This is a genomic window from Streptococcus parasanguinis, from assembly GCF_031582885.1.
GTDB lineage: Bacteria > Bacillota > Bacilli > Lactobacillales > Streptococcaceae > Streptococcus > Streptococcus parasanguinis_M.
The window spans coordinates 1,277,464-1,299,456 of sequence record NZ_CP133988.1 but is presented as its reverse complement, the minus strand read 5'-3'; the positions used below and the strand labels follow the sequence as shown (position 1 = coordinate 1,299,456).

At 41.9% G+C, this 21,993-nt stretch carries 22 protein-coding genes and 1 other annotated feature; of the genes, 2 read left to right on the top strand and 20 right to left on the bottom strand.

Features of this window, described 5'->3' with window-relative positions; all coding sequences use genetic code 11:
* Positions 1 to 162: 162 nt before the first annotated feature.
* The 7 genes from RDV49_RS06110 to RDV49_RS06080 form a co-directional block, all read right to left on the bottom strand.
* A complete protein-coding gene (locus tag RDV49_RS06110; protein WP_003007732.1) occupies positions 163 to 909 on the bottom strand; it encodes a DeoR/GlpR family DNA-binding transcription regulator in 747 nt (248 codons plus the stop codon).
* Between the two features lie 216 nt (positions 910 to 1,125).
* Entirely contained in the window at positions 1,126 to 1,419 is a 294-nt protein-coding gene (rpmA, locus tag RDV49_RS06105) for a 50S ribosomal protein L27 (protein WP_003002805.1), read from the bottom strand.
* A 17-nt stretch (positions 1,420 to 1,436) separates the two neighbouring features.
* Positions 1,437 to 1,781, bottom strand: coding sequence for a ribosomal-processing cysteine protease Prp (locus RDV49_RS06100; protein ID WP_003002581.1), 345 nt, complete (start codon positions 1,779 to 1,781; stop codon positions 1,437 to 1,439).
* Positions 1,782 to 1,796: 15 nt separating this feature from the next.
* Entirely contained in the window at positions 1,797 to 2,111 is a 315-nt protein-coding gene (rplU, locus tag RDV49_RS06095) for a 50S ribosomal protein L21 (RefSeq protein ID WP_003007734.1), read from the bottom strand.
* 34 nt (positions 2,112 to 2,145) lie between these two features.
* Positions 2,146 to 2,232: a sequence feature (ribosomal protein L21 leader region), on the bottom strand.
* 187 nt (positions 2,233 to 2,419) lie between these two features.
* Positions 2,420 to 4,330, bottom strand: coding sequence for a fructose-bisphosphatase class III (locus RDV49_RS06090; RefSeq protein ID WP_003007736.1), 1,911 nt, complete (start codon positions 4,328 to 4,330; stop codon positions 2,420 to 2,422).
* 53 nt (positions 4,331 to 4,383) lie between these two features.
* Positions 4,384 to 5,196, bottom strand: coding sequence for a pyruvate, water dikinase regulatory protein (locus RDV49_RS06085; protein ID WP_003007738.1), 813 nt, complete (start codon positions 5,194 to 5,196; stop codon positions 4,384 to 4,386).
* 2 nt (positions 5,197 to 5,198) lie between these two features.
* A complete protein-coding gene (locus RDV49_RS06080; protein ID WP_003007740.1) occupies positions 5,199 to 5,837 on the bottom strand; it encodes a CBS domain-containing protein in 639 nt (212 codons plus the stop codon).
* Positions 5,838 to 6,074: 237 nt separating this feature from the next.
* Here RDV49_RS06080 and ppdK point away from each other — a divergent pair, with 237 nt between their 5' ends.
* Positions 6,075 to 8,693 (top strand): pyruvate, phosphate dikinase, encoded by a 2,619-nt coding sequence (ppdK, locus tag RDV49_RS06075; protein WP_003007744.1) that lies wholly within the window; start codon positions 6,075 to 6,077, stop codon positions 8,691 to 8,693.
* Between the two features lie 164 nt (positions 8,694 to 8,857).
* Here ppdK and RDV49_RS06070 read toward each other — a convergent pair whose 3' ends face one another.
* Genes RDV49_RS06070 through RDV49_RS06060 form a run of 3 tightly spaced genes read right to left on the bottom strand, consistent with a single transcriptional unit; the run spans position 8,858 to position 11,837 of the window.
* Positions 8,858 to 9,403 (bottom strand): lipoprotein, encoded by a 546-nt coding sequence (locus tag RDV49_RS06070; protein WP_003007746.1) that lies wholly within the window; start codon positions 9,401 to 9,403, stop codon positions 8,858 to 8,860.
* 52 nt (positions 9,404 to 9,455) lie between these two features.
* On the bottom strand, positions 9,456 to 10,676 hold the full coding sequence (thiI, locus tag RDV49_RS06065) for a tRNA uracil 4-sulfurtransferase ThiI (protein WP_003007748.1): 1,221 nt from the start codon (positions 10,674 to 10,676) through the stop codon (positions 9,456 to 9,458).
* An 18-nt stretch (positions 10,677 to 10,694) separates the two neighbouring features.
* Positions 10,695 to 11,837 (bottom strand): cysteine desulfurase family protein, encoded by a 1,143-nt coding sequence (locus RDV49_RS06060; protein ID WP_003007750.1) that lies wholly within the window; start codon positions 11,835 to 11,837, stop codon positions 10,695 to 10,697.
* A gap of 190 nt (positions 11,838 to 12,027) precedes the next feature.
* On the opposite strand from RDV49_RS06060, the gene RDV49_RS06055 reads away from it, so the two are divergent.
* Positions 12,028 to 12,456, top strand: coding sequence for a DUF6556 family protein (locus tag RDV49_RS06055; RefSeq protein ID WP_003007752.1), 429 nt, complete (start codon positions 12,028 to 12,030; stop codon positions 12,454 to 12,456).
* A 204-nt stretch (positions 12,457 to 12,660) separates the two neighbouring features.
* Here RDV49_RS06055 and RDV49_RS06050 read toward each other — a convergent pair whose 3' ends face one another.
* The 10 genes from RDV49_RS06050 to RDV49_RS06005 form a co-directional block, all read right to left on the bottom strand.
* Positions 12,661 to 13,098 (bottom strand): hypothetical protein, encoded by a 438-nt coding sequence (locus tag RDV49_RS06050; RefSeq protein ID WP_003007754.1) that lies wholly within the window; start codon positions 13,096 to 13,098, stop codon positions 12,661 to 12,663.
* Positions 13,099 to 13,136: 38 nt separating this feature from the next.
* Positions 13,137 to 13,607, bottom strand: coding sequence for a hypothetical protein (locus RDV49_RS06045; protein WP_003007756.1), 471 nt, complete (start codon positions 13,605 to 13,607; stop codon positions 13,137 to 13,139).
* Between the two features lie 120 nt (positions 13,608 to 13,727).
* Positions 13,728 to 14,798: an ABC transporter substrate-binding protein gene (locus tag RDV49_RS06040; protein ID WP_003007758.1), complete on the bottom strand. Its 1,071-nt coding sequence runs from the start codon at positions 14,796 to 14,798 to the stop codon at positions 13,728 to 13,730.
* The gene (locus RDV49_RS06035) at positions 14,795 to 15,568 is read right to left on the bottom strand and encodes an ABC transporter permease (RefSeq protein ID WP_003007761.1); all 774 of its coding nucleotides are present in this window, start codon (positions 15,566 to 15,568) and stop codon (positions 14,795 to 14,797) included. Before RDV49_RS06035 ends, RDV49_RS06040 begins: the two co-directional genes overlap by 4 nt.
* Positions 15,565 to 16,371: an ABC transporter permease gene (locus tag RDV49_RS06030; RefSeq protein WP_003007764.1), complete on the bottom strand. Its 807-nt coding sequence runs from the start codon at positions 16,369 to 16,371 to the stop codon at positions 15,565 to 15,567. The genes RDV49_RS06035 and RDV49_RS06030 overlap by 4 nt, the downstream gene beginning before the upstream one ends.
* Positions 16,352 to 17,509, bottom strand: a complete 1,158-nt coding sequence (locus RDV49_RS06025) for an ABC transporter ATP-binding protein (protein WP_003002881.1) — start codon at positions 17,507 to 17,509, stop codon at positions 16,352 to 16,354. Before RDV49_RS06025 ends, RDV49_RS06030 begins: the two co-directional genes overlap by 20 nt.
* Before the next feature lie 207 nt (positions 17,510 to 17,716).
* Positions 17,717 to 18,613, bottom strand: a complete 897-nt coding sequence (gene murB, locus RDV49_RS06020; protein WP_003007767.1) for a UDP-N-acetylmuramate dehydrogenase — start codon at positions 18,611 to 18,613, stop codon at positions 17,717 to 17,719.
* A 118-nt stretch (positions 18,614 to 18,731) separates the two neighbouring features.
* Positions 18,732 to 19,712 (bottom strand): hypothetical protein, encoded by a 981-nt coding sequence (locus RDV49_RS06015; RefSeq protein ID WP_003007769.1) that lies wholly within the window; start codon positions 19,710 to 19,712, stop codon positions 18,732 to 18,734.
* A gap of 83 nt (positions 19,713 to 19,795) precedes the next feature.
* Positions 19,796 to 20,662, bottom strand: a complete 867-nt coding sequence (gene thrB, locus RDV49_RS06010; protein ID WP_003007772.1) for a homoserine kinase — start codon at positions 20,660 to 20,662, stop codon at positions 19,796 to 19,798.
* A 2-nt stretch (positions 20,663 to 20,664) separates the two neighbouring features.
* Complete coding sequence (locus tag RDV49_RS06005) at positions 20,665 to 21,951, bottom strand: homoserine dehydrogenase (protein ID WP_003007775.1); 1,287 nt, start codon at positions 21,949 to 21,951, stop codon at positions 20,665 to 20,667.
* Between the last annotated feature and the right edge of the window lie 42 nt (positions 21,952 to 21,993).

The window sequence follows — 21,993 nt, the reverse complement described above, 5'->3', positions numbered from 1 at the left end:
TTTTATGGTTAGAGTATATCACTATATTGATTGATTGTCAATCATTTTTTGTCGTATTTTGTTTATTTTTGTTTATATTCATCTTTAAAGCGCTTCCTAACCGTCATTTTCTAACATCCTTAAAAAAGTAAAAAGTGGTCTCTTTTTTGAGACCACTTGATCTTAAATGATTTTCGTATACAAGGCGTATTTGTCTTTGATTTTCTTTGGAATACTATCATCGGTAATAATGGCATTTAGATCTTCCACACGATAGAAACTGTAGAAGGAATAACTATCAAACTTGCTGTTATCAGCTACCACATATTTCTCTATCGCATTGTTCAGAATAATGGCATTGCCATTTCCTTCTTCTTCATTGGCTGTGGAGACACTATGCCCATCGATCCCATTGACCCCGATGAAGGCCTTAGAAACCTTGATTTCTTTCAAAAGTTTATTGGCAAATTGACCGACAAAGGTTTGTGTCTTTACCCGGTAGCGACCACCAACTAATATCAAGTCATAATTCGGGAAATCCTTGAGCTTCTCAAAAATAGGCAGGGAGTTGGTGACGATGCTAATTTCTTTCCCTTCCAAATAATCTCCGATAAAGTCTGTTGTTGTACCAGAGCCAATAAAGACGGTATCCCCATTTTCGATCAAGTCTGCACATTTTTTGGCAATGCTTCGTTTCTCATCAATATTGATCAGATTTTTTTCACTGTGAGAAGCTTCTAATAAGCTATCTTTGACTTTTTTGTGGGCCCCACCATGTACACGAACTAAAAGACCTTGTTTTTCAAGATCAATCAGATCGCGACGAATGGTCATATCTGTCACCCCAAAAAGTTCCTTGAGCTCTTTGACCGATACCACACTTTTTCGATCCAGTTCCTGAAGAATTTCAACATGTCTGCTATCTTTCATGGTACTACTTCCATTCCTACTATATTTGTCTCTATTATACTACATTTTTCAAAAAACACAAATTCAAACATTATATTAACAAGAGTAAACACGATATTTTTGAATAAATAAAAGAAAAAAGCCTTCCGTCAATCCGGAAAGCTTTGATTTATGCTATTTCTAGCTTCCTCACCTTAATATTTCAAGGCTCGGGATAAAAAGGTTCACTGAACCTTTTTATTTTGCGATTGGGTAAACAGAAACTTGTTTTTTATCGCGACCTTTACGTTCGAAGCGTACTACGCCTTCAACTTTTGCGAACAAAGTATCGTCTCCACCACGTCCAACGTTCACACCTGGGTAGATGTGAGTACCGCGTTGACGGTAAAGGATAGATCCACCTGTTACAGTTTGTCCATCAGCTGCTTTAGCTCCAAGACGTTTTGCTTGTGAATCACGTCCGTTTGATGTAGAACCTCCACCTTTTTTGTGGGCGAAAAGTTGCAAGTTAGCAAGATTCAATTTCAACATAATTGTTTTCCTCCATGTTAGTTTTCTGTGATAACTCTTGTTTGGACGAACTCCGATGAGTTCTCCGATAAGTTTGCCATCCCTAAGAAAAATGATTCAAAGAATAGTTGGGTCATTTCTCTTTGATGTGGTGGAATATCCGTCGGGATCGTCACCCGCAGGAAGCCACCTTCTTCTTCGTTTAATTCTAGATCCGGTTCGTAGCCTGCAAATTTCTCAACAGAGTTGACAAAGTTAATGGCTAGAGTCGAAACCGATGCACACACGACATCAAAGCCGTATTCACCGCTTCCAGCGTGCCCAGTGATTTCTGCACTCCTCAGCTCGCCATCTTCGGCTCGTTCAAAGACTGCTTGTATCATGTGTTCTCCTAAAAATTAAGCGTTGATAGCGTTGATGACAACTTTAGTGTAAGGTTGACGGTGACCTTGTTTACGGTGGCTACCTTTTTTAGGTTTGTACTTGTAAGTAACAACTTTCTTTTGTTTTCCTTGTTTTTCAACAGTTCCAACAACAGTAGCTCCTGAAACAAGTGGAGTTCCGACAACAGTGTTTTCACCACCAACAAGAACAACTTCGTTAAATGTAACTTCTTGACCAGCTTCAACGTTCAATTTTTCAACGTAGACTGCTTGACCAACTTCAACTTTAACTTGTTTTCCGCCAGTTTTAATGATTGCGTATGTGCTCATTATGCACCTCCTATGTATTTTTGGGTTTCCCCGTATTTTTGTGAAGACTCGCCTAGCATCGTGGGACGAACCACTTAAGCTCAAGGGATGAGCGACGATGATCGAGCGGTTGCACAGGCATGTGCATAGTCAACTCTCTTAGTATATCACTTCTATCAGACAAAGACAAGCATTTTTGCGCTTTGAAAACGAATTTTCTTTTAAAAATTTCTTTTAAGTGTTTACTAGAATTAAATGACTTCTATAAATCTCAGCTATCTTTATAAAGAAGCTATTTATGATTTAGTTGTTTCCTTTGATGAATGATCTCACCCATCATAAAATTCATGGAGCAATTGGATCAGTTCTTGCTGTTGTTCTAGTAAGTTCTTACCAATAGTGGTTGATTGGATGAGGGTCCTATCCTCCAGGTCTTCAATAACCCTCTTCAAGGAAGTTTGCTCAAATGGCGAATCTACTACCTTTTGAATGTCTTGGAAGGGCTGGTGGGTTACCAGTTGAAAACCATAGGAATTGTTAAGGAGTGAATAGCCTGCTGTACCTGTCTTCTTTTGATATGCTTCGCAAAGACCCCCATCAATGACAAAGAGTAGCCCTTCACCCCGAATGGGCGATTCCCCTTTTCCTGTCTTCACTGGTGTATGTCCATTCACAATGCGAGATACCTTGGCTTCAAGACCAAACTCCTCTAAAATTAATTGGCAAATCTTTTTTGAATTGCGATAGCTAAAATACTCATTTTCTATTTCCTTATGCGTTTCTGCCTCCTCAATAAAATACCGTTCAAAAGTCGTCATCTTATTCTTCCCAAAGAGAGGAGATAATTGCCCTCGCCAGCAATACCACATTAAATCCGTTGAAAGGTCGTTCCCAACTTCTTTGTTTTTTGCTGCAAGGCGTATATGATATTCGAAAAAGTCTAGTAATTCTTTTCCCGCATACTGAGCTTGATGAAGAACCAGAGGTTGAAATTCCCCAGAAGGTTTCAAGGGAATACAGCCGTGAAACAGCAAGTGGTGATTGTAAACCTTATACATGGAACCTTTTTTCATCAACAGTTCCATATGTTTGGCCATTTTTGGAGATCCTTGGAAGGAAGCCAGAATACTGTCTACTATTTGTTTTTCTTCTGAGGATAATTCAGAAGGCTTTGCCCGATCTATGGTTTGGAAGCAGGTATTTTGCAAGGAATAGCTCTTCCCGTCAATAGTAATTGTATTCTTCCAATAATCAATGTTATCCAGCAGGATTTGATTGTCCATCTGAAATTCTGGCCGTCTCTTCATCAATTGAGTTTCTATCTTAAATTGGAGAATGGCCAGCGCTTGATGGACCTTTTCCAGCTGTAATATTTCTTCTGCTGTAAATTCCTCCGCTCTTGTCCCCAGGATAGGCCTAAACTTAGGATTGGCTTTGTAGGTTTTATCCGCAAATAAGGTTAAGGATCGAATGTTTAAGCCATAAGCTTTTTCGATATCCCATAAATAACCATAGCGTGCTGCAATGCGCAATACATTCAATAAACACGCCTTGGATCCAAAAAAAGCTCCCATCCAAATGATATCGTGATTGCCCCATTGAATATCTATGGAATGAAACTGAAGAAGCTCATCCATTACCTGGGCACTTCCAGCCCCTCTATCAAAAATATCTCCTACCACATGCAGGTGATCTATCAATAAGCGACGAATACTGCTGGCAATTCCCAAGATAAAGGGATCCGCTTCTCTTAGTTCAATAACATAACTTAAGATAGTATGGAAATAAGAATGTTTATCAGCTAGCGTAAGATCACTATAGATCAGTTCTTCTATAATATAGGCATATTCCTGGGGCAAGGCCTTTCTCAGTTTGGAACGGCTATATTTAGCTGCTACAAAACTCAATAGAGTCAAGAGTTGAGAAATCGTTGATTTATACCACTCTTTCTCCTTATTCACTCCTTCCAAAACTAGCTCTGGATAAGATACCAGAGCTGACAGTATATTCTTTTCCTCTTGTGACAAGGAAGCTGCAAAGCAATCATTAATTTTCTCATTTAAAATTCCAGCGCAACTTCTCAAAATATAATCAAAAGCCGCAAATTCTCCATGAATATCACTTATGTAGAGCTCTGTCCCTTTTGGTAGGTTTAAAATGGCCTCAAGATTAGTGAGTTCAGTAATGACTTTTTGACGAGAATCAAATTTCTCTAGTAAAATACGCTTATATTGCTCCATATCATTTCTCCAAGGAATCTGCAGTTACAACCCAATCTAGACTGATTCAAGAATCAGTTCATCTTCTTTAATTGCTCCTCAATTAGGAAAGCTGTCTCTTCAATCGATTTATCTGTCATATTGATGACTTGAGCGCCATATTGTTTAAAGACCTTCTTGGAATAATCCAATTCTTGATAGATTTTTTCTAAATTCGTATAGCTTGTTTCTTGTGTTAATCCTAAAGAATCCAAGCGATGGCTTCGAACTTTCATTAATTTTTCAGGCTCACAGATCAGCCCAATCAAGCGACGAGAATCAACCTTATCTAAGACCTGAGGTAAAGGAACTTCTGGGATCAAAGGTAGATTTGCAACCTTGTAGCCCTTATTGGCCAGGTAAATACTAAGGGGCGTTTTTGAAGTACGGGAAACACCAAGTAGGACCAAATCGGCTTCTAAAAAACCCTGGGGTGCCTTACCGTCATCATATTTCACAGCAAATTCAATGGCTGATATTTTCTTAAAATAATCACTGTCCAAGCGGTGCAAGGTTCCTGGAACTTCTATTGGTCTGGTACCAGTCTTTTCTTGGATGATTTCAAAAAATGGATGCATGAGATCCAAATAAGCCAAACCATTTTTTTGGCTAAATTCTCTGGCTACTGATGCTAACTGACTATTGACCAAGGTGCTGATGACAAGTGCATCATCCTTCAAGGCATCATATAAGATATCCAAGAGTTCCTCTTCTTGATTGATAAAAGGGAAACGATAACTATTATTAAAAATGATCTCTGGATACTGTGCGGTAACTGCTGACAATAATTTTTGGGAAGTCCCTCCCAAAGAATCTGAAATACTATATACAATGATCTCTTTTTTCATATTTATTCCTCTTCACTCTTCAGTTCAGCACTTCTTGCTTGTAGGATAATATAATCGAGCAAGGCTGATTTGGTCACCGTTCCCACAATTTTTCGGTCATTCTCCTCATCGACTACTGGTAAGGAATCGATGGCATGATCTTGTAGGAGGGCAGCCGCTTCTAAGATATTCATATCTTTAGTACAGGTAATGATATGTGGCATTCGAGTCATACAAACTGCTACAGGGGTCGTCTGGATACTCGAATTAAGAGATGCTCTCAATAAATCTTTACGGGACATAATTCCCAGTAAGAGCTTGCCTTCATCGATAACATAGAGGACATCAGCATCATACATAAATAGGGTGATAATGGCATCCTGAATATAGGAATCATGGGTGACTAAAACAGGAGAGGTCATAATCTCTGCCACTTCTTTTTGAAAAGTATCAAAAAAGAAAAGCGTTTCGAGATCTAATCCAGAGTAGGTATAACCAATTTTTGGTGTAGCTTTCAAAATTCCAACCAAGGTCAAAAAGGACAAATCCGGGCGAAGGGTCGCTCTTGAAATATCCAATAACTCAGAAATCTTCTCTCCGCTTAAGGGCTGATGCATTTTTACAATGTCAACTATTTTCTTTTGACGTTCACTTAATTTCAAAATTTCCTATCCTTTCTATTTTTCTATCCATGATGATATCAGACATACCAAAAGTAATATTCATAATATTTCTATCCTTCAGTTTCAAATAATCATCATTTTTACTGAGTATTATAGCAGAAAAATCCAATTAGTCAACAGAGAAAGATGTATGTTTTGTTTGACAAATATATATGATGTATATTAAAATGATCTTGTCTTAAATATGACACATATTTAGAATTTTTGGAGGCTTATATGACAAAATGGATTTACTCCTTCGAAGAAGGAAGTGCGAAGGCCAATGATCTCCTGGGTGGAAAAGGCGCTAATTTAGCTGAGATGAGCCATCTGGGACTACCGGTTCCTCCTGGATTTACCATCACCACAAAAAGTTGTATCCACTATCTCGATCATCCTGACTTCTTTGATTCCTCTTTAAAAGAGGAAGTTTTGAAAGCGGTTGCTCAATTGGAAGACAAAACGGGTAAGTCCTTTAGCGGAGAAAATCCTCACTTACTCTTAGTCTCTGTCCGGAGCGGGGCCAAATTTTCTATGCCTGGGATGATGGATACCATTCTCAATCTTGGTCTCAATGATCAACGGGCTCAATTACTGGCTAAAGAAACCAATCTTGATTTCGCCTACAACTGCTATCGCCGTCTACTCCAGATGTTTGCTGATGTAGTTTACGGCATCGATAAGGGACTTTTTGATGATCAACTAGCAGCTTTTGAACAAAAACAGAATAAAAAGGTCCATGATTTTGACCTAGCCCAGCAACAAAAATTGATCCAGCACTATAAAACTCTCTACTCCAAACACAAGCAAGAATTTCCTGAGAACCCTCATGAACAACTCTACGCAGCCATCCAAGCAGTCTTTAAATCCTGGAATAACAAGCGGGCTAGAATTTACCGGGAGCTTCATCAGATCCCTCATGATTTAGGAACAGCTGTCAATGTCCAGGCCATGGTCTTTGGAAATAGTGACCAAACCAGTGGAACAGGGGTTTGCTTCACTAGAAATCCTGCAACTGGGGAAGCAGAACTTTTTGGTGAGTTTTTGCTTCATGCTCAAGGGGAAGATGTCGTTGCTGGTGTCCGCACACCTGAGCCAATTGCAGCCTTAAAAGAAATCCAACCTGAAACCTATCAGGCTTTCAGAGACTATGCCAAGATCCTTGAAAACCATTATAAGGATATGCAGGATATTGAATTTACCATTGAGAAAGGCAAGCTCTACATCCTCCAAACCCGAAATGGAAAACGAACAGCCAAAGCTTCTTTAAAGATTGCTCTAGATATGGTAGACCAAGGTCTGATTAGTAAGGAAGAAGCTCTCCTGAGAGTCGCTCCTTCTTCTATCAGTCAACTAATTCATCCAGTCTTTGAGGAAACTGCTTTAGAGAAAGCACCTTTCTTAGCTCAAGGCCTACCCGCCAGCCCAGGTGCAGCTTCTGGCCAAATCGTCTTTACGGCCGACCGAGCTAAAGAAATCCATCAAGAAGGGAAAAAAGTCATCCTTGTTCGACAAGAAACTTCTCCAGAAGATATTGAAGGGATGATTGTCAGCCAAGCCATTGTCACTAGCCAAGGGGGAATGACATCCCATGCTGCTGTTGTAGCGCGTGGCATGGGAACTTGCTGTGTCGCTGGTTGCGGAGAATTGACCATCAGTGAAGAAAATAAAAGCCTTTCCTGTGGTAGTCTGGTCCTAAGGGAGGGAGATCTGATCTCGGTCGACGGCTACTCTGGTCGCATTTATCGTGGCGAACTTCCAACTGTTCTAGTAGAAAATAACCAAGACCTCCAGCGCTTACTTGCTTGGGCAGATGAAGTCGCCATCCTCCAAGTTCGAGCCAATGCAGAAACTGTCAAAGACTTGACAACCGCTATGAACTTTGGAGCCAAAGGAGTCGGACTGGCCCGGACAGAACACATGTTCTTTGGACAAGAACGGATTCTTGAGATGCGTCGCCTCATCTTAGCGGATTCCGAAGAGGAAACAAAAGAAGCCCTCACTAGACTCCTAGACTTCCAAGAAGAGGACTTTTATCAAATGTTCCAAACCGTTCAAGATAAACCAATGATTGTCCGCCTGCTCGATCCACCCATGCATGAGTTTCTACCTAAGGATTCCCAAGAAATTGTAGCATTAGCAAGCAAACTAAAAAAATCTCCTGATAAACTTGCCGAGCGCATTGAAAGTCTGCAGGAAAGCAATCCGATGTTGGGACACCGGGGTTGCCGTCTCGGCATAAGCAAACCTGAAATCTACAAGATGCAAACGGAAGCTATATTTAGAAGTGCTATCAAATTGCATCAAGAAGGCCAACAGATCAAGCCGGAAATCATGGTTCCTTTAATTGCTGATCAAAAAGAATTAGCATGCATCAAAGAGTATCTTGTTCAGCATATTGAACAACTTTTCAAACAGTATGGTCAGGAGCCATTTCCTTATGAAATTGGTACCATGATTGAACTGCCCCGTGCCTGCCTAACTGCTGATAAATTGGCTCAAGAAGCCGATTTCTTCAGCTTTGGCACCAATGACTTGACCCAGATGACCTATGGCTTCTCTCGGGATGATATTGGCAAGTTCATTGGCCAGTACAAGGACAAGGATATTCTTTCTTTTGACCCCTTCCAAAAAATCGATAGGGAGGGAGTCGGTGAATTAATGAGAATTGCTATCAGCAAGGCCCGTCAAGTAAAACCAAACCTCACTATTGGTATCTGTGGTGAAGTTGGTGGAGATCCTTCTTCTATTGCCTTCTTCCAAGACATTCAAGTCACCTACGTTTCCTGCTCTCCTTACCGGGTTCCTGCTGCTAGATTAGCCGTCGCTCAAGCAGCGCTTCAAACGAAAAACTAAGCTTTGCTGACTAAATATCTCTTGAAACCCTCTATATTTTAAAGGATCTAGCCTTCCCATTACAGACTAGATCCCTTTCTTTATCTTGAAAAAGCCCCTCAATCTAGAAGACAGCTCTAGGTTGAAGGGCGATTGAAGTCTAATTATTTTTTATCTTCTTCCTGTTATCCCTTGCTTTTATATTTAAAGTCTTTAAAACTCATTTTAGCTTTGGACGAATCGGTCATGCTATTCAATTTTTCTTCTTGCTCTTTGGTGATTTTGAGAGGAATAGCTGAAACCATATTCGGTTTTAAAACACCTGATTCGCTGATCTGATAATCTACGGTAATATTTTCAAGAATCGGTGCTCCATCATATTCCAAGTTCACAACAAAGGAAGCGTCTCGATCAATTGTTGTAGTGGTCCGATTCACCATTAAGAACAGGGCCAAGCGAGTTTCCTCATCTCCAAACGTATAACCTGGGAAAAAGACAAATAATTTATCAGCATCCCCAAGCGTCGGATTGTCTTTGATAAACTTTTCAGCAAGTTCTAAAATCTCATTGTCCTGATCTTTGTACTGGTCAGCTCTAACAAATGTTAGGGCTTCTTTCTTACTGCTTGAGGTTTGGCTAGATTTTGATTCTTTATTTGAGCTCGTAAAAGATACTTTGACACAGCCTGTCAAAAGAAGCAAACTCGTTATTAACACGATAATTTTTTTCATTTTCTCTCCTTCTAGTTCTTTTTAAAAAGAGGCTGGAAAATCCCAGTCTCTATTATAAAAGGTCCTCAATCAGGTCATCGACCTCATCTTTTTCTGATTTTGGTGTGATTTCCGTTACGACGATGCCTGCTACAGCACGCTCGACCAAAGCTTCCACATCCAATCGTTGCTCATACTGCTCTGCATTTTTGAGTTTGGGATTGGTCTTCGGACGGTCTGGTGCAAAGATGGTGCAACAGTCTTCAAACGGTTGGATAGAGATTTCAAAGGTATCAATCTCTTGGGCAATATCGATAATCTCCAATTTGTCCATGGTCACCACCGGACGGATCACGGGCGTATTGGTCACTGCATTGATGGCCTGCATACTCTCTAAGGTTTGGCTAGCCACTTGTCCCAAGCTTTCACCATTGATAATCACCAAACCACCGCGAACCTCGCGAATACGGTCTGTTATGCGCATCATAAAGCGACGAGTCAGGGTCATGAGGTAAGCTTCTGGCGCTTTTGCCTTGATTTCCTCTTGGATCTCTGTGAATGGCACCTCGATAAATTGGATATTGCCCCCAAACTTGGTCAACTTCCGTGTTAAATCATGGGCTTTTTTCAGCGCACCTGGGCTGGTATATGGCGGGCTAGCAAAATGGACGGCCTCAATATCCACCCCACGCTTCAAGGCTAAGTAGCCAGCTACTGGAGAGTCGATCCCACCAGATAGCATGAGCATCCCTTTTCCAGAAGTCCCAACTGGAAGACCTCCTGCCCCCTTAATGGTTTCATAAGAGATGTAGGCTGCTTCTTCTCGGATTTCGACTTGCAGATTGATATCTGGCTTTTTCATCTGAGCCTGAATCGTTGGGATGGCTTCAAAGACAGCTCCACCTAGGGTTTGATTGAGTTCACGGCTATCGAGCTCAAAGGTATGGTCACTCCGCTTACTTGAGATTTTAAAGGTCAAGCCTTCCTTGTATATCTCCTTCATAATCCCTTGCACTGCCGCTTTTAAGGCTGGTACTGATTTTTCAATCTTGTAAACAGGTGAAAAATTTTGGATTCCAAAAACCTGCTTGAGCGATTCTGCTACTGGTTCATAATCTGTCCCATGTAGATAAGCATGGGCCCGATCGCGGTCCGCTGTCACTTTGACAGCTGGATAAATAGATAAAACATCTTGGATATTATTGCGAAGTTTATTGATGAAACGCATGCGGTTCTTCCCTTTAGTAGAAAGCTCTCCATAGCGAATCATAATTTCTGAATAGGTTAAGGTCATGTTGATTTCCTTCTAAAATTAACGTACTTTTCTTGTTTTTTCGTAAATCAGTTTGAATTTGGTCAAGAATTGCTCGACTTGGCTCATGTCATTTTCCAGATCGAGACTCAAGCGAACAGCTGTCTGGGCAATACTCTTGTCCACTCCCATGGCAATCAAGGTACCAGCTGGTTTTCCAGCCTTGGACGAGCAGGCACTAGTGGTCGAGATGTAAATATCAAACTCTTCAAAGGCATGGACCACTACTTCACCACGAACTCCCTTGATCCCGAAAGTCAAGATATGAGGGGCAAAGTGATCCTCACCAGAAAAGACAGTGACATCTGGATAGTTGGCCAATTCTTTGCGGATAACTTCTTTCATCTGCTGGGTCTTACTGACAAAAGCTTCTTGGTTTTCCATAGCTAAGCGAAGGGCTTTTGCGGTTGCTGCGATACCTGCCACGTTCTCAGTTGTCGAGCGCATTTCTTTTTCTTGGCCCCCACCCGTTAAGAGAGGGGTGATCTTTTTGCCTTCTTTGATATAGACAAATCCAACCCCGCGAAGACCATGGAATTTGTGACTAGAGAAGGTTGCAAAGTCCACGCGCTCTGGTAGATAAACTTCTGTTGCTACCTTTGCCAAGGCTTGAACCGCATCGACATGGAAACTAACCGTTGGCCGATCTTCTAGGAGAGTCGCGATGTCATGGATGGGCTGGATAGAACCAATCTCATTGTTGACGGCCATGACAGAGACCAAGGTCGTATCCGGACGAAGTAGGTTAGCCAAGGCATCCACCTTGACAAAGCCACGCTCATCCACTGGAGCGTAATCCACTTCGAATCCCTGCGTCTTTAACCAAGCAGCTGATTCCTTGATGGCAGGATGCTCGATGTCAGAGACAATGATATGCTTGCCATAAGGGGCTTTCTCAAAGGCGACACCCTTGAGGATCCAGTTGTCTCCTTCTGTCCCACCAGACGTGAAGTAAATTTCCTCAGCTTTCTTGCCAATTAGCTCCGCAATTTGTTTCCGAGAAGCCTCTAAAATACGAGTCGCTTGACTACCTAGATTGTGCAAACTAGAAGGGTTGCCCCAGATCCGAGTCGCTACTTCTGTATAAGTCGCAAGGGCTTCTGGATAGGGTTTAGTCGTTGCTGAATTGTCAAAATAGATCATGTCCTACGCATCCATCACTTTCTTTTTACGTAACTTCTATTTTATCATTTCTAGCAGCTTGGGACAAGGATTTGATAAAGATAGATGAGGTGAAATCCCTCTATAAAATTCAGTTCTTTTTAGACATTTTTCAGAAAATGACTTATAATAGGAAAGTATTAAAAAAATTCATGATAGAAAGAGAACAAACATGTCACAATATTCAAGAAGTAACAAGAATCAAAAAACTGAGGAACAAGTAGATACCAAACCTTCTCGCGGTGAAAAGGTCAAACAAGGTCTATCACTATTTCAAACGGTTGTAGCTACAATTGCTAGTCTTTTAGGGATTATCGTCACTTCTATTACGATTATGAGTCTGCTTAATAAAGACAATCAAAAAACAGAAGATAAGCCATCTAGCAGCACCAGCGTCGTCGTGGTTCACGATAAGGAGTCTGACTCAAGCGCTACCAATACAGATGCCAATACGCAAACCGATTCAAGCAATACAGATACCAGTTCACAAAAAGAAACCGATAGCTCATCCGCTACAGAATCTAGTTCGTCTGCCGCACAAGACCAAGGCTCCACAGCAACAGACAGTGGCGCAGATACAGCATCATCCGGAACCAACTAAAAAATCAGTTAAGGGCAACCTTACTGATTTTTTTTGGCTTTTGATGTCAGCTTTTATTGTAGTATTTATTAAATAAAATAAGTGGATCTTACTCATTTTTTTCGTTTTTGATAAACTCCAGTAAAGTCATTTAGATATTCTAGTAAAATAACTAATTCAATAACATTGACTACAAAAACTTAAAGGTTTTAAATTTTCCAACTCTTACTCGATATAATCACCCTTAATACTAATATGTTGGCCCATACTGAATGTCATCTTTTGATCAGAATCCAATACGACATCCACCCTCCATCCTGAATCTTCAAGTTGATTGACGATGCCAAAAATTTCTATGACCTCATCTCCACCTTGTGGTGTCCCATTTCCACCCTCAATCCATTGCGTTTCGTCCCAATAAATTTGAATAGATTCAACCTTTGAACTCTTTGATTTCACAAAATCGACGATTTCTTGCTCGTGATCTTTGAGATAAGCGAGCTGTTTTTGTTTGATCACTTCTATATCTTCTTTGGTGGAGGAAGAGGTTGCAATTGGTACTTGTTTCGTTTGTTCTTTTAGTTTTATAGTACACCCTTCGATAATAAATAAAGCAACTATCGATGGTACAGTTAGCAAAATAATTTTAGTATGTTTCCTCATAATATATCCTTAAATTTCAACATAGATCAAAAAAACTACTACTCCAATATCTCTTCTCCTATGGTTATATCCTTGAATATGGAAATTTTTTTCAAATCGATTGAATCATCATCATTAATCGGCATAGAGGCACTCCATCCAGAATTTTCAATATGATTCACTGTTCCATAAACTTCAATTGAATAATCAGGAAGCAAGAATCCTCCATCACTCCATCTCACATCACTCCAATCAATCTGAACGGATTCAATTTTCGGACTTTGGGCTTTCACATAATCCACGATTTCTTTTTCATGCTCTTTGAGATAGGCTACTTGCTCTTTTTTTATCTCTTCTTCTGTTTTTTGTACAACTTTCTTTGAGGAAGATGCCGTTATCTTCTGTTCGGGCCTTTTGGTTAGGTGTATGATTTTTCCTCCAAGAAAAAACAGTCCTAAGATCGGTAACAGAATGATCAAAAATAGTTCCAGTCGTCTCTTCATCTCTTCTTCTCCAATCGTTCCATTCATGACTGAATGGGCCAGTCACTTTCCTTACTATTATAGCATCTTTCATTTGAATCTCAATCTAACTCACTAGTTAGAGCTTTTCAAAAGCAATCAAAAAGGAACCCGAAGGTTCCTTTTGTGTTATTTACGATACATCTTGACCTGAAGGTAAAGATCGTTATAAACTCCAAGCAATTTCTTGCCTAATTGTTGATAGACTTCCAAATGGTCCAGTGTTTCATCGCTTGGATAGAAGGATTGGTCATCTTGGATTTCTTTTGGCAACATGGCTTTGGCTTTTTTATTTGGCGTAGAGTAGCCGACATAAAGAGCATTTTTCAAAGCATTTTTAGGACGAAGCATGAAGTTAATAAAGGCATATGCTGCTTCTTTATTTTTCACGGTTTTTGGAATGACAATGTTATCAAACCAAAGGTTGCTGGCTTCAGTTGGGACGACATAGCGAAGATCCTTATTGGCTTCGAGCATTTGGCTGGCTTCTCCTGAGAAGGTAACCCCAATAGCCGCATTGTTTTGGATCATATAGCCTTTCATCTCATCAGCCACCAAAGCTTTAATATTTGGCGTCAAGGTGTAGAGTTTATCTACTGCCTCTTGCAATTTCTTTGGATCCTTTTCATTGAGGCTATAGCCCAAGGTATTGAGACCAATTCCCATGACCTCACGCGCACCATCGTACATCATGATGTCATTTCTGTACTCTTCACGCCAGAGATCCGACCAATGTTCCGGAGCATTTTTGACCATCTTGGTATTGTAGACGATCCCCAAGGTCCCCCAGAAATAAGGTACAGAATATTGGTTGCCCGGATCAAACGATTGGTTCAAGAGTTTTGGATCGATATTTTCCATCCCTTTGATCTTGGATTGGTCCAACTTTTCTACCAGATGTTCATCCATCATCTTGGCAATCATGTATTCACTAGGAATCGCAATATCGTAGGTGGTTCCCCCTTGCTTGATCTTGGTGTACATGGCTTCGTTGGAATCAAAGGTATCATATTGCACCTGAATCCCTGTCTCTTTGGTAAATTCCTTGAGCAATTCTGGATCGATATAATCTCCCCAGTTGTAGATGACCAACTTGTCACTATTCTTGGTATTCATGTTTGCTTCGATCTGGTGGCTAATTCCCCAGAGGACCAGAATGACAAGGACAATCCCAGTTAGGAATGAATAAAGTTTTTTCATGCTGCTTCCTCCTTTTCACGGGTGATAATGTAATAACCGATGACCAAGAGCACGCTAAAGAGAAAGACAAGGGCGGACAAGGCATTGATACTGAGGGAAATCCCTTGACGCGCACGTGAGTAGATCTCTACAGACAAGGTTGTAAAACCATTTCCGGTTACAAAGAAGGTTACGGCAAAGTCATCAAGAGAATAGGTAAAGGCCATAAAGTATCCCGCAATAATGGCTGGTGTCAGATAGGGCAACATGATCTCTTTGAGCATTTGCACTTGAGTAGCTCCCAGGTCATAGGCAGCATTGACCATATCTCGGTTCATTTCCTTGAGACGTGGCAAGACCATCAAGACCACAATGGGAATCGAGAAGGCTACGTGGCTAGCCAGAACAGATAGGAAACCTAGCTGGTACTTGACCGTCGTAAAGAGAATCAAGAAGCTGGCCCCGATCATAACGTCTGGCGCTACCATGAGAATGTTGTTAATGGAGAGCAAAGGTCCTTCTAACTTTTTCTTGGATTGGTAAATATAAATGGCTCCAAAGGTTCCAATCACTGTCGCAATCAAGGCTGACAAGAAGGCCAAGAGGAAGGTCTCTGATAAGATCAGCATGAGGCGACTATCTGCGAACAATTCATTGAAATGCTCAAGCGTGAAGCCCGTGAAGGCATTCATATCTCCCCCTTTATTGAAGGCATAAAAGATCAAATAGAAGATGGGAAGATAGAGGATCAGAAAGACGAAACCTAGATAGAAATGAGATACTTTTTTCATCGTTCTCTCCTTTCTCTTGTTGCCCACATGGTAAAGAGCATGGCAAGGATCAGAACAACTCCGATGGTAGAACCCATTCCCCAGTTTTGTGTTGTCAGGAAGTGCTGTTCAATCGCAGTCCCTAAGGTAATGACGCGATTTCCACCGATCATCCGTGTCAACATGAAGAGGCTCAGACTAGGAATAAAGACAGATTGTACACCTGAGCGGACTCCATTCATGGACAAGGGGAAGACCACAAGACGGAAGGTATCCCAACGATTGGCTCCCAAATCATAGCTGGCATTAATCAAGTTTGGATCTAAGTCATCTAAGACATTAAAGATCGGCAAGATCATAAAAGGCAACTCGATGTAGCTAGCTACAAAGATAAAGGAGAAATCGGTAAAGAGGATCTGCTGGGGAGCGACTCCGAGAAAGCTTAAAAAGCTATTGATGGAGCCGTTTTGACCAAAGATTCCGATAAAGGCATAGGCCTTGAGCAAGAGATTGACCCAGGTTGGCAAGACGATCAACATCAACCACAACTGCCGGTGTTTGAGCAGCGTCAAAAAGTAAGCAGTCGGGTAGGAGATCAAGAGCGTCACCAGGGTGACGATTCCGGCATAAAGGACCGAATTAAAGCTCATCTTTAAATAGGTCAGATTTTGCGAAGTAAAGAACTCTTTGTAGTTTTCAAGTGAAAACTGCCCTTCAACGTTAAAAAAGGATTGAAAGATGATCATGACTACAGGAGCCAAGACAAAGAGAAAAATCCACAAGAAATAGGGGAGGATAAATAGATTAGAGGTTGTTTTCTTCATCTCTTTCCTCCTCAATGGCATTAATCAAACCAGCTTCTTGCTCTTCCACTTCAACGTACTCTTCGATCCGAGCATCGAATTCTTCTTCGGTTTCATTGAGACGCATAACGTGGATATCTTCTGGTTCAAAGTCTAGCCCGATGACTTCTCCCACGATGGCCTTACGAGTGGAGTGAATCATCCACTCATTTCCCAAATCATCATAGGCGATGATCTCGTAATGCACACCACGGAAGAGCTGGGTGTCCACCTTCACTTGGAGCTTGCCTTCTTCAGGAAGAGTGATTTGCAAGTCTTCAGGACGAATGACAACTTCAACTGGTTCATTTGGACGCATTCCCCCATCGACAGCTTCAAAGCGTTTGCCATTGAACTCAACCAAGTAGTCCTCGATCATGCGACCATCCAGAATGTTGGACTCCCCGATAAAGGTGGCTACAAAGTGGTTGATCGGTTCATCATAGATATCCACAGGAGTACCAGATTGGACGATTTCCCCTTCATTCATGACAAAGATCCAGTCACTCATGGCAAGGGCTTCTTCTTGGTCATGGGTAACAAAGACAAAGGTAATCCCCAAACGTTGTTGCAATTCCCGCAACTCATACTGCATGTCTGTCCGCAGCTTCAAGTCAAGGGCAGACAAGGGCTCATCTAAAAGGACCACTCGTGGTTCATTGATAATAGCCCGTGCAATCGCTACCCGCTGGCGTTGACCACCGGATAATTTTTGGATCGAACGTTTTTCAAATCCCGCTAACTGGACCATTTTCAAGACTTCTGAAACCCGACGTTCGATCTCAGCCTTATCCACCTTTTTCAAACGAAGGGGAAAAGCCACATTTTCAAAGACCGTCATATGTGGAAACAGGGCATAGGACTGAAAGACGGTGTGGACATCCCGTTTGTTGGTAGGGACATCATTGATCCGTTCCCCATCAAGGTAGACATCTCCAGTCGTCGCATCCAAAAGACCGGCAATGATATTAAGGATGGTCGATTTTCCAGATCCAGACGCACCAAGCAGGGTATAGAACTTCCCTTCTTCCAATTCAAAATTGATATCCTTTAGGACAACGGTACCGCTATCTTCAAAGACCTTTGAAACATTTTTAAACTCAATAATTGGTTTTTTCAATTCACATAAATTCCTTCTTTACTGCGATTAGCAAACTGCTTTTCAAACGAAAATGCAGCGGCTGACAGGAAGACCTGTCAGACCACCAATACCTCTCGGGGACTTACTAGACTGCCCCACCTATTTACGGTATCGATAGGCACTCACCCCCTCTCCGACTGATGCTATCGATGGTTCACAATCAATTGTTCTTCAATACTAAAGTTCTTAGGCTTGGCCGATAATGCGAACTTCTGCTTCTAAACGGACGCCTGAGTGAGCTTCTACTGCCTCAATGACATGGGCGATCAGGTCTTCGTAGTCCTTAGCTGTTCCATTATCGACATTGACCATAAAGCCGGCATGTTTTTCAGAAACTTCAACACCACCGATTCGATAGCCTTTCAGACCTGCTTCGCTGATCAATTGACCTGCAAAATGACCGACAGGACGCTTAAAGACGGATCCACAAGAAGGGTATTCAAGGGGCTGTTTTAACTGACGAAGATGGGTCAACCGATCCATCTCCTGCTTGATCGCCTCGTGATTGCCTGGTGACAAAGCAAATTTGGCAGAGATGACAACAGCACCTGTCTCTTGAATCTTAGAATGACGGTAGCCAAAAGCTAGTTCACTCGCTGACAGAGTTTCGATCTCTCCGTCTTTGGTCAAGACCTTACAGGATACGAGGACATGCGCGATCTCTCCTCCATAAGCTCCAGCATTCATAAAGACTGCGCCACCAACACTGCCTGGAATGCCACTAGCAAACTCGAAGCCTTTCAAACTATGGTGCAAGGCCACATGGGTGGTGTCGATGAGTTTAGCACCTGCCTCTGCTTCGATCACATAACCATCCACACTGATGTCACGCAAGCGATCAAACATAATGACAAATCCCGGAATGCCCCCATCGCGGACAATGATATTGGATGCATTGCCCAGGACCATCCATGGAATTTGCTCTTGGTTGGCAAATTGAACGATGCGTTTTAATTCGTATTGGTTGCGGGGAAAGGCTAAAAATTCAGCATTCCCACCTACCTTTGTGAAGGTATAATGTTTTAAAGGTTCTTGAAAACGGATATCAATCCCTTCAAGAATTTGATTCATTTTTTCATTCATCTTTCTGTCTGTTCTCTCTCTATAAAAATACAAACTATTATACCAAATTTTTGACTATTTTTCGACCCTAAAAAACAAAAGAAGACCTATAATATTCAGACCTTCCTTTTATCATTCATTATGCAATTTTACGAGCAATGGCACGATTCTTTTGTCCATCCAGAGCTGATTTGACCGAAATCCAAGCACCACCAAGAGTAAAGACAGCTAAGAGTGCTAGATTCAAGTAAAATTTATCAGGGACATCCCCTGAGAATGTCGCTTCATTGAGAAGCGTCCAGGACATATCAAATGGCAAATCCAGTTCACTCATAAGCGCCAAAGTATAATCTAATTGGTTGACCAAAAAGACGGTCAAGACCATCAAAATAGCTGAAACTACCACACCTTTTTTAGTCAATTTCTTACCAAGAATCTCATAACCTTTGATGGTACAATAACCGAGGGCTGCACCTGCCAAAACAGACACATAGCCAAGACGCGCTACTAAGAGGGCAACTGCTCCACCGATGATCACACCGATCACAGCACCTACAATCCCTAAGAGGAAGTTTTCTTCCCGCGCTTCATAAGCCTCAACTGTATCTTGCACTTCGGCTTGGTAAGCTCTAAAGGTTGCATCGTCGATTAAGAAGATCGCATCTCCAATTTGATACAGACCAATTGGTCCTTCCTCACCCGTTTGCGCATTCACTTGCACAAATTGGTGGTTGAGCAAGAAATCAACAATATCTTGGATGGCTGTCCATAAGGTTTCGACAGCCTTGCCTTTGGTCATTCCGCCTTTGACAACGATCGAGGTCAAGTAACCATCAAAAGAGATAGCATTAATGGCTTTTGATTGTTCTTTTAATTCATTCCAAAGAATTTCACTATCTTCGATCAAGTCTCCTTCGGAACCTTGTTTCACACTGAGTGAAATGGTAAATACATTCTTGGTTTGAGCGCCTTCAATGACTAACAAGAAGCCTTCACGCTCCCCGTACATCACACGAGCTTCGCCATCAAATTGCAGACCAAGATCGGTAGCAATACTATATAAATATTCTGGTTTCATGTTTCCCCCTAGATTTTCAGGAAAGCTTGAGCTTTTCCCCATACTGTTCACATTCTACCATAGGAGAAGCAAAAAGGACATATACATTCGTATACATCCTTCTTTCATTTGTGTTACATTCGGGTTTAATTCTCAACACGAACGCCAAATGTGTCAATTTTAAGTTGGAAAATCTGACCATCTAGCCCGAGTTTTTCGAGAGCTGCGACAAAGGCTGCTGTATGCTCTGGCGCTAAGAGGTTCATGATCGTTGGGCCTGCTCCCGACAGATAGGTGGCGTAAGCCCCATGCGCATGGGCGACTTCTTTGACCTGAGGAAACTCTTTGACAAGAGATTGACGGTAGCGTTCGTGGAAATGATCAGACTCGATGGAGCGACCAGCCGTCAGCAAATCTCCCTTGAGGAGAGCTGCGATAGCGACATTGGCTACGCTACTAGCTGCAACAGCTTCCTTATAAGACCATTCTTTCGGTAGGACATTCCGACTATCACTGGTCTTCAATTGGTAGCTCGGTACAAAGGCCACAAGGTCACAGCTTGGGAAGTCAGCCGTGACATATTGGACATCTTCACCGATGTAGCTCGCAATGACCATATTCCCAAAGATAGCTGGAGCTACATTATCCGGATGACCTTCGATCTCGGTCGCGATGCGCAATTTCTCAGCATCTGATAGCTGGAGGTTGGCTAATTGGTTAGCCAATTCAATCCCTGCGACAATGACCGAGCTAGAAGAACCCAGACCACGCGCCAAAGGCACTTCACTAGTCATCTTGATCCGATGGGGTTGCATATCAGTTGAGATAGAAAGAGCTGTTGAGAGCAAAAGGTTTTTCTCATCTGTCGGAATCCCTGCTCCAAGATCATGCTCAATAAACCAAGCATCAGCTGGTTCAAGGACTTCAATAGTCAAATAGCGAGTCACGGCAATCCCAACAGAATCAAAACCTGGCCCTACATTGGCACTGGTTGCTGGAACAATAATTTTCATGCTTATTCTCCCAAGACTTTAAAGGTATTCAAGAGTTCGAAATTCGCCTCTGAATCCAATTTTTCAACCAAGTTCTTGAATTGTGTTTGGTTGACTTGGTGGGTAATGATCACCACACTTGCATAGTGACCATCTGAATCTTCTTGGAGGATTTGCTTGAAGGAAGCTCCTTCTGCATTAAAGATCTCCGCAAGACGCAAGATTTGACCAGTCGCATCTGGTGCCTTGATTGAGAAGTAATAATTGTTCTTCACGTCTTCTGGTTTAGCCAATTGAAGAGGGCGGCTGTATTCATTGAAGGCTTTACCGATTGTTCCTTCTTTTAGTCGACGGACAATGCGAACGATGTCGGCTACGACACTGGTCGCAGTTGGTTTTTGACCAGCACCTGGTCCGTAGTACATAGACTCCCCAATACCGATGGATTCCACATAGACCGCATTCATAACGTCGTTCACTCCTGCGAGTGGATGTTGTTTTGGAAGGAAGGTTGGTGTCACTTCTGCTGCGATCCCTGACTCTGTTTCAACGATAGAGCCGACAAGCTTAATGACATAGCCAAGGCTTTGAGCAACTGAGACATCTTGAGGAGTGATTTGGCTGATTCCTTTGTGACCTACTTGGTCAAATTGGATATTCATTCCAAAAGCGAACTGGCTCAAGATCACCATCTTGTAAGCAGCATCAATTCCTTCAACGTCGTTGGTTGGATCACTTTCAGCGTAACCAAGACGTTGCGCTTCTGCTAAAGCATCCTCATAAGTCCAGCCTTCTTCGACCATTTTGGTCATCATGAAGTTAGAGGTTCCATTGACCACACCGAGCACTTTGGTCACCTTGTCTGAGGCCAAAGAATTCACCAAGGTCCGAAGGATTGGGATCCCACCAGCTACGGCAGCTTCATAATAAAGGGCCACTTTGTGTTTTTGAGCAATCTCTAGCAACTCGCTTCCATGAACGGCAAGAAGGTCTTTGTTAGCAGAAACTACGTGCTTGCCTGCTTCCAGCGCACGGGTGATAAAGGTTTTCGCTGGCTCGATACGACCCATCAATTCGACCACGATGGCAATGTCCTTGTCTTCAATGATCTCATCAACATTGGTCACAAAGTTGTAGTCATGACCAGCAGCTTGCAATTTTTCCTTTTCCGCATCATCTCGAACTAAGACCTTGGCGATCTCGATTTCATCTTGAGCTGCCTGGGTGATTTTTTCATGGTTTTCTTTTAATAAAAATGGTACGCCACTAGCAACAGTACCAAATCCTAGTAAGGCAATCTTAACAGACATCCTATTGACTCCTTGAATTTTCTATAGTAGCTCCATTATAAC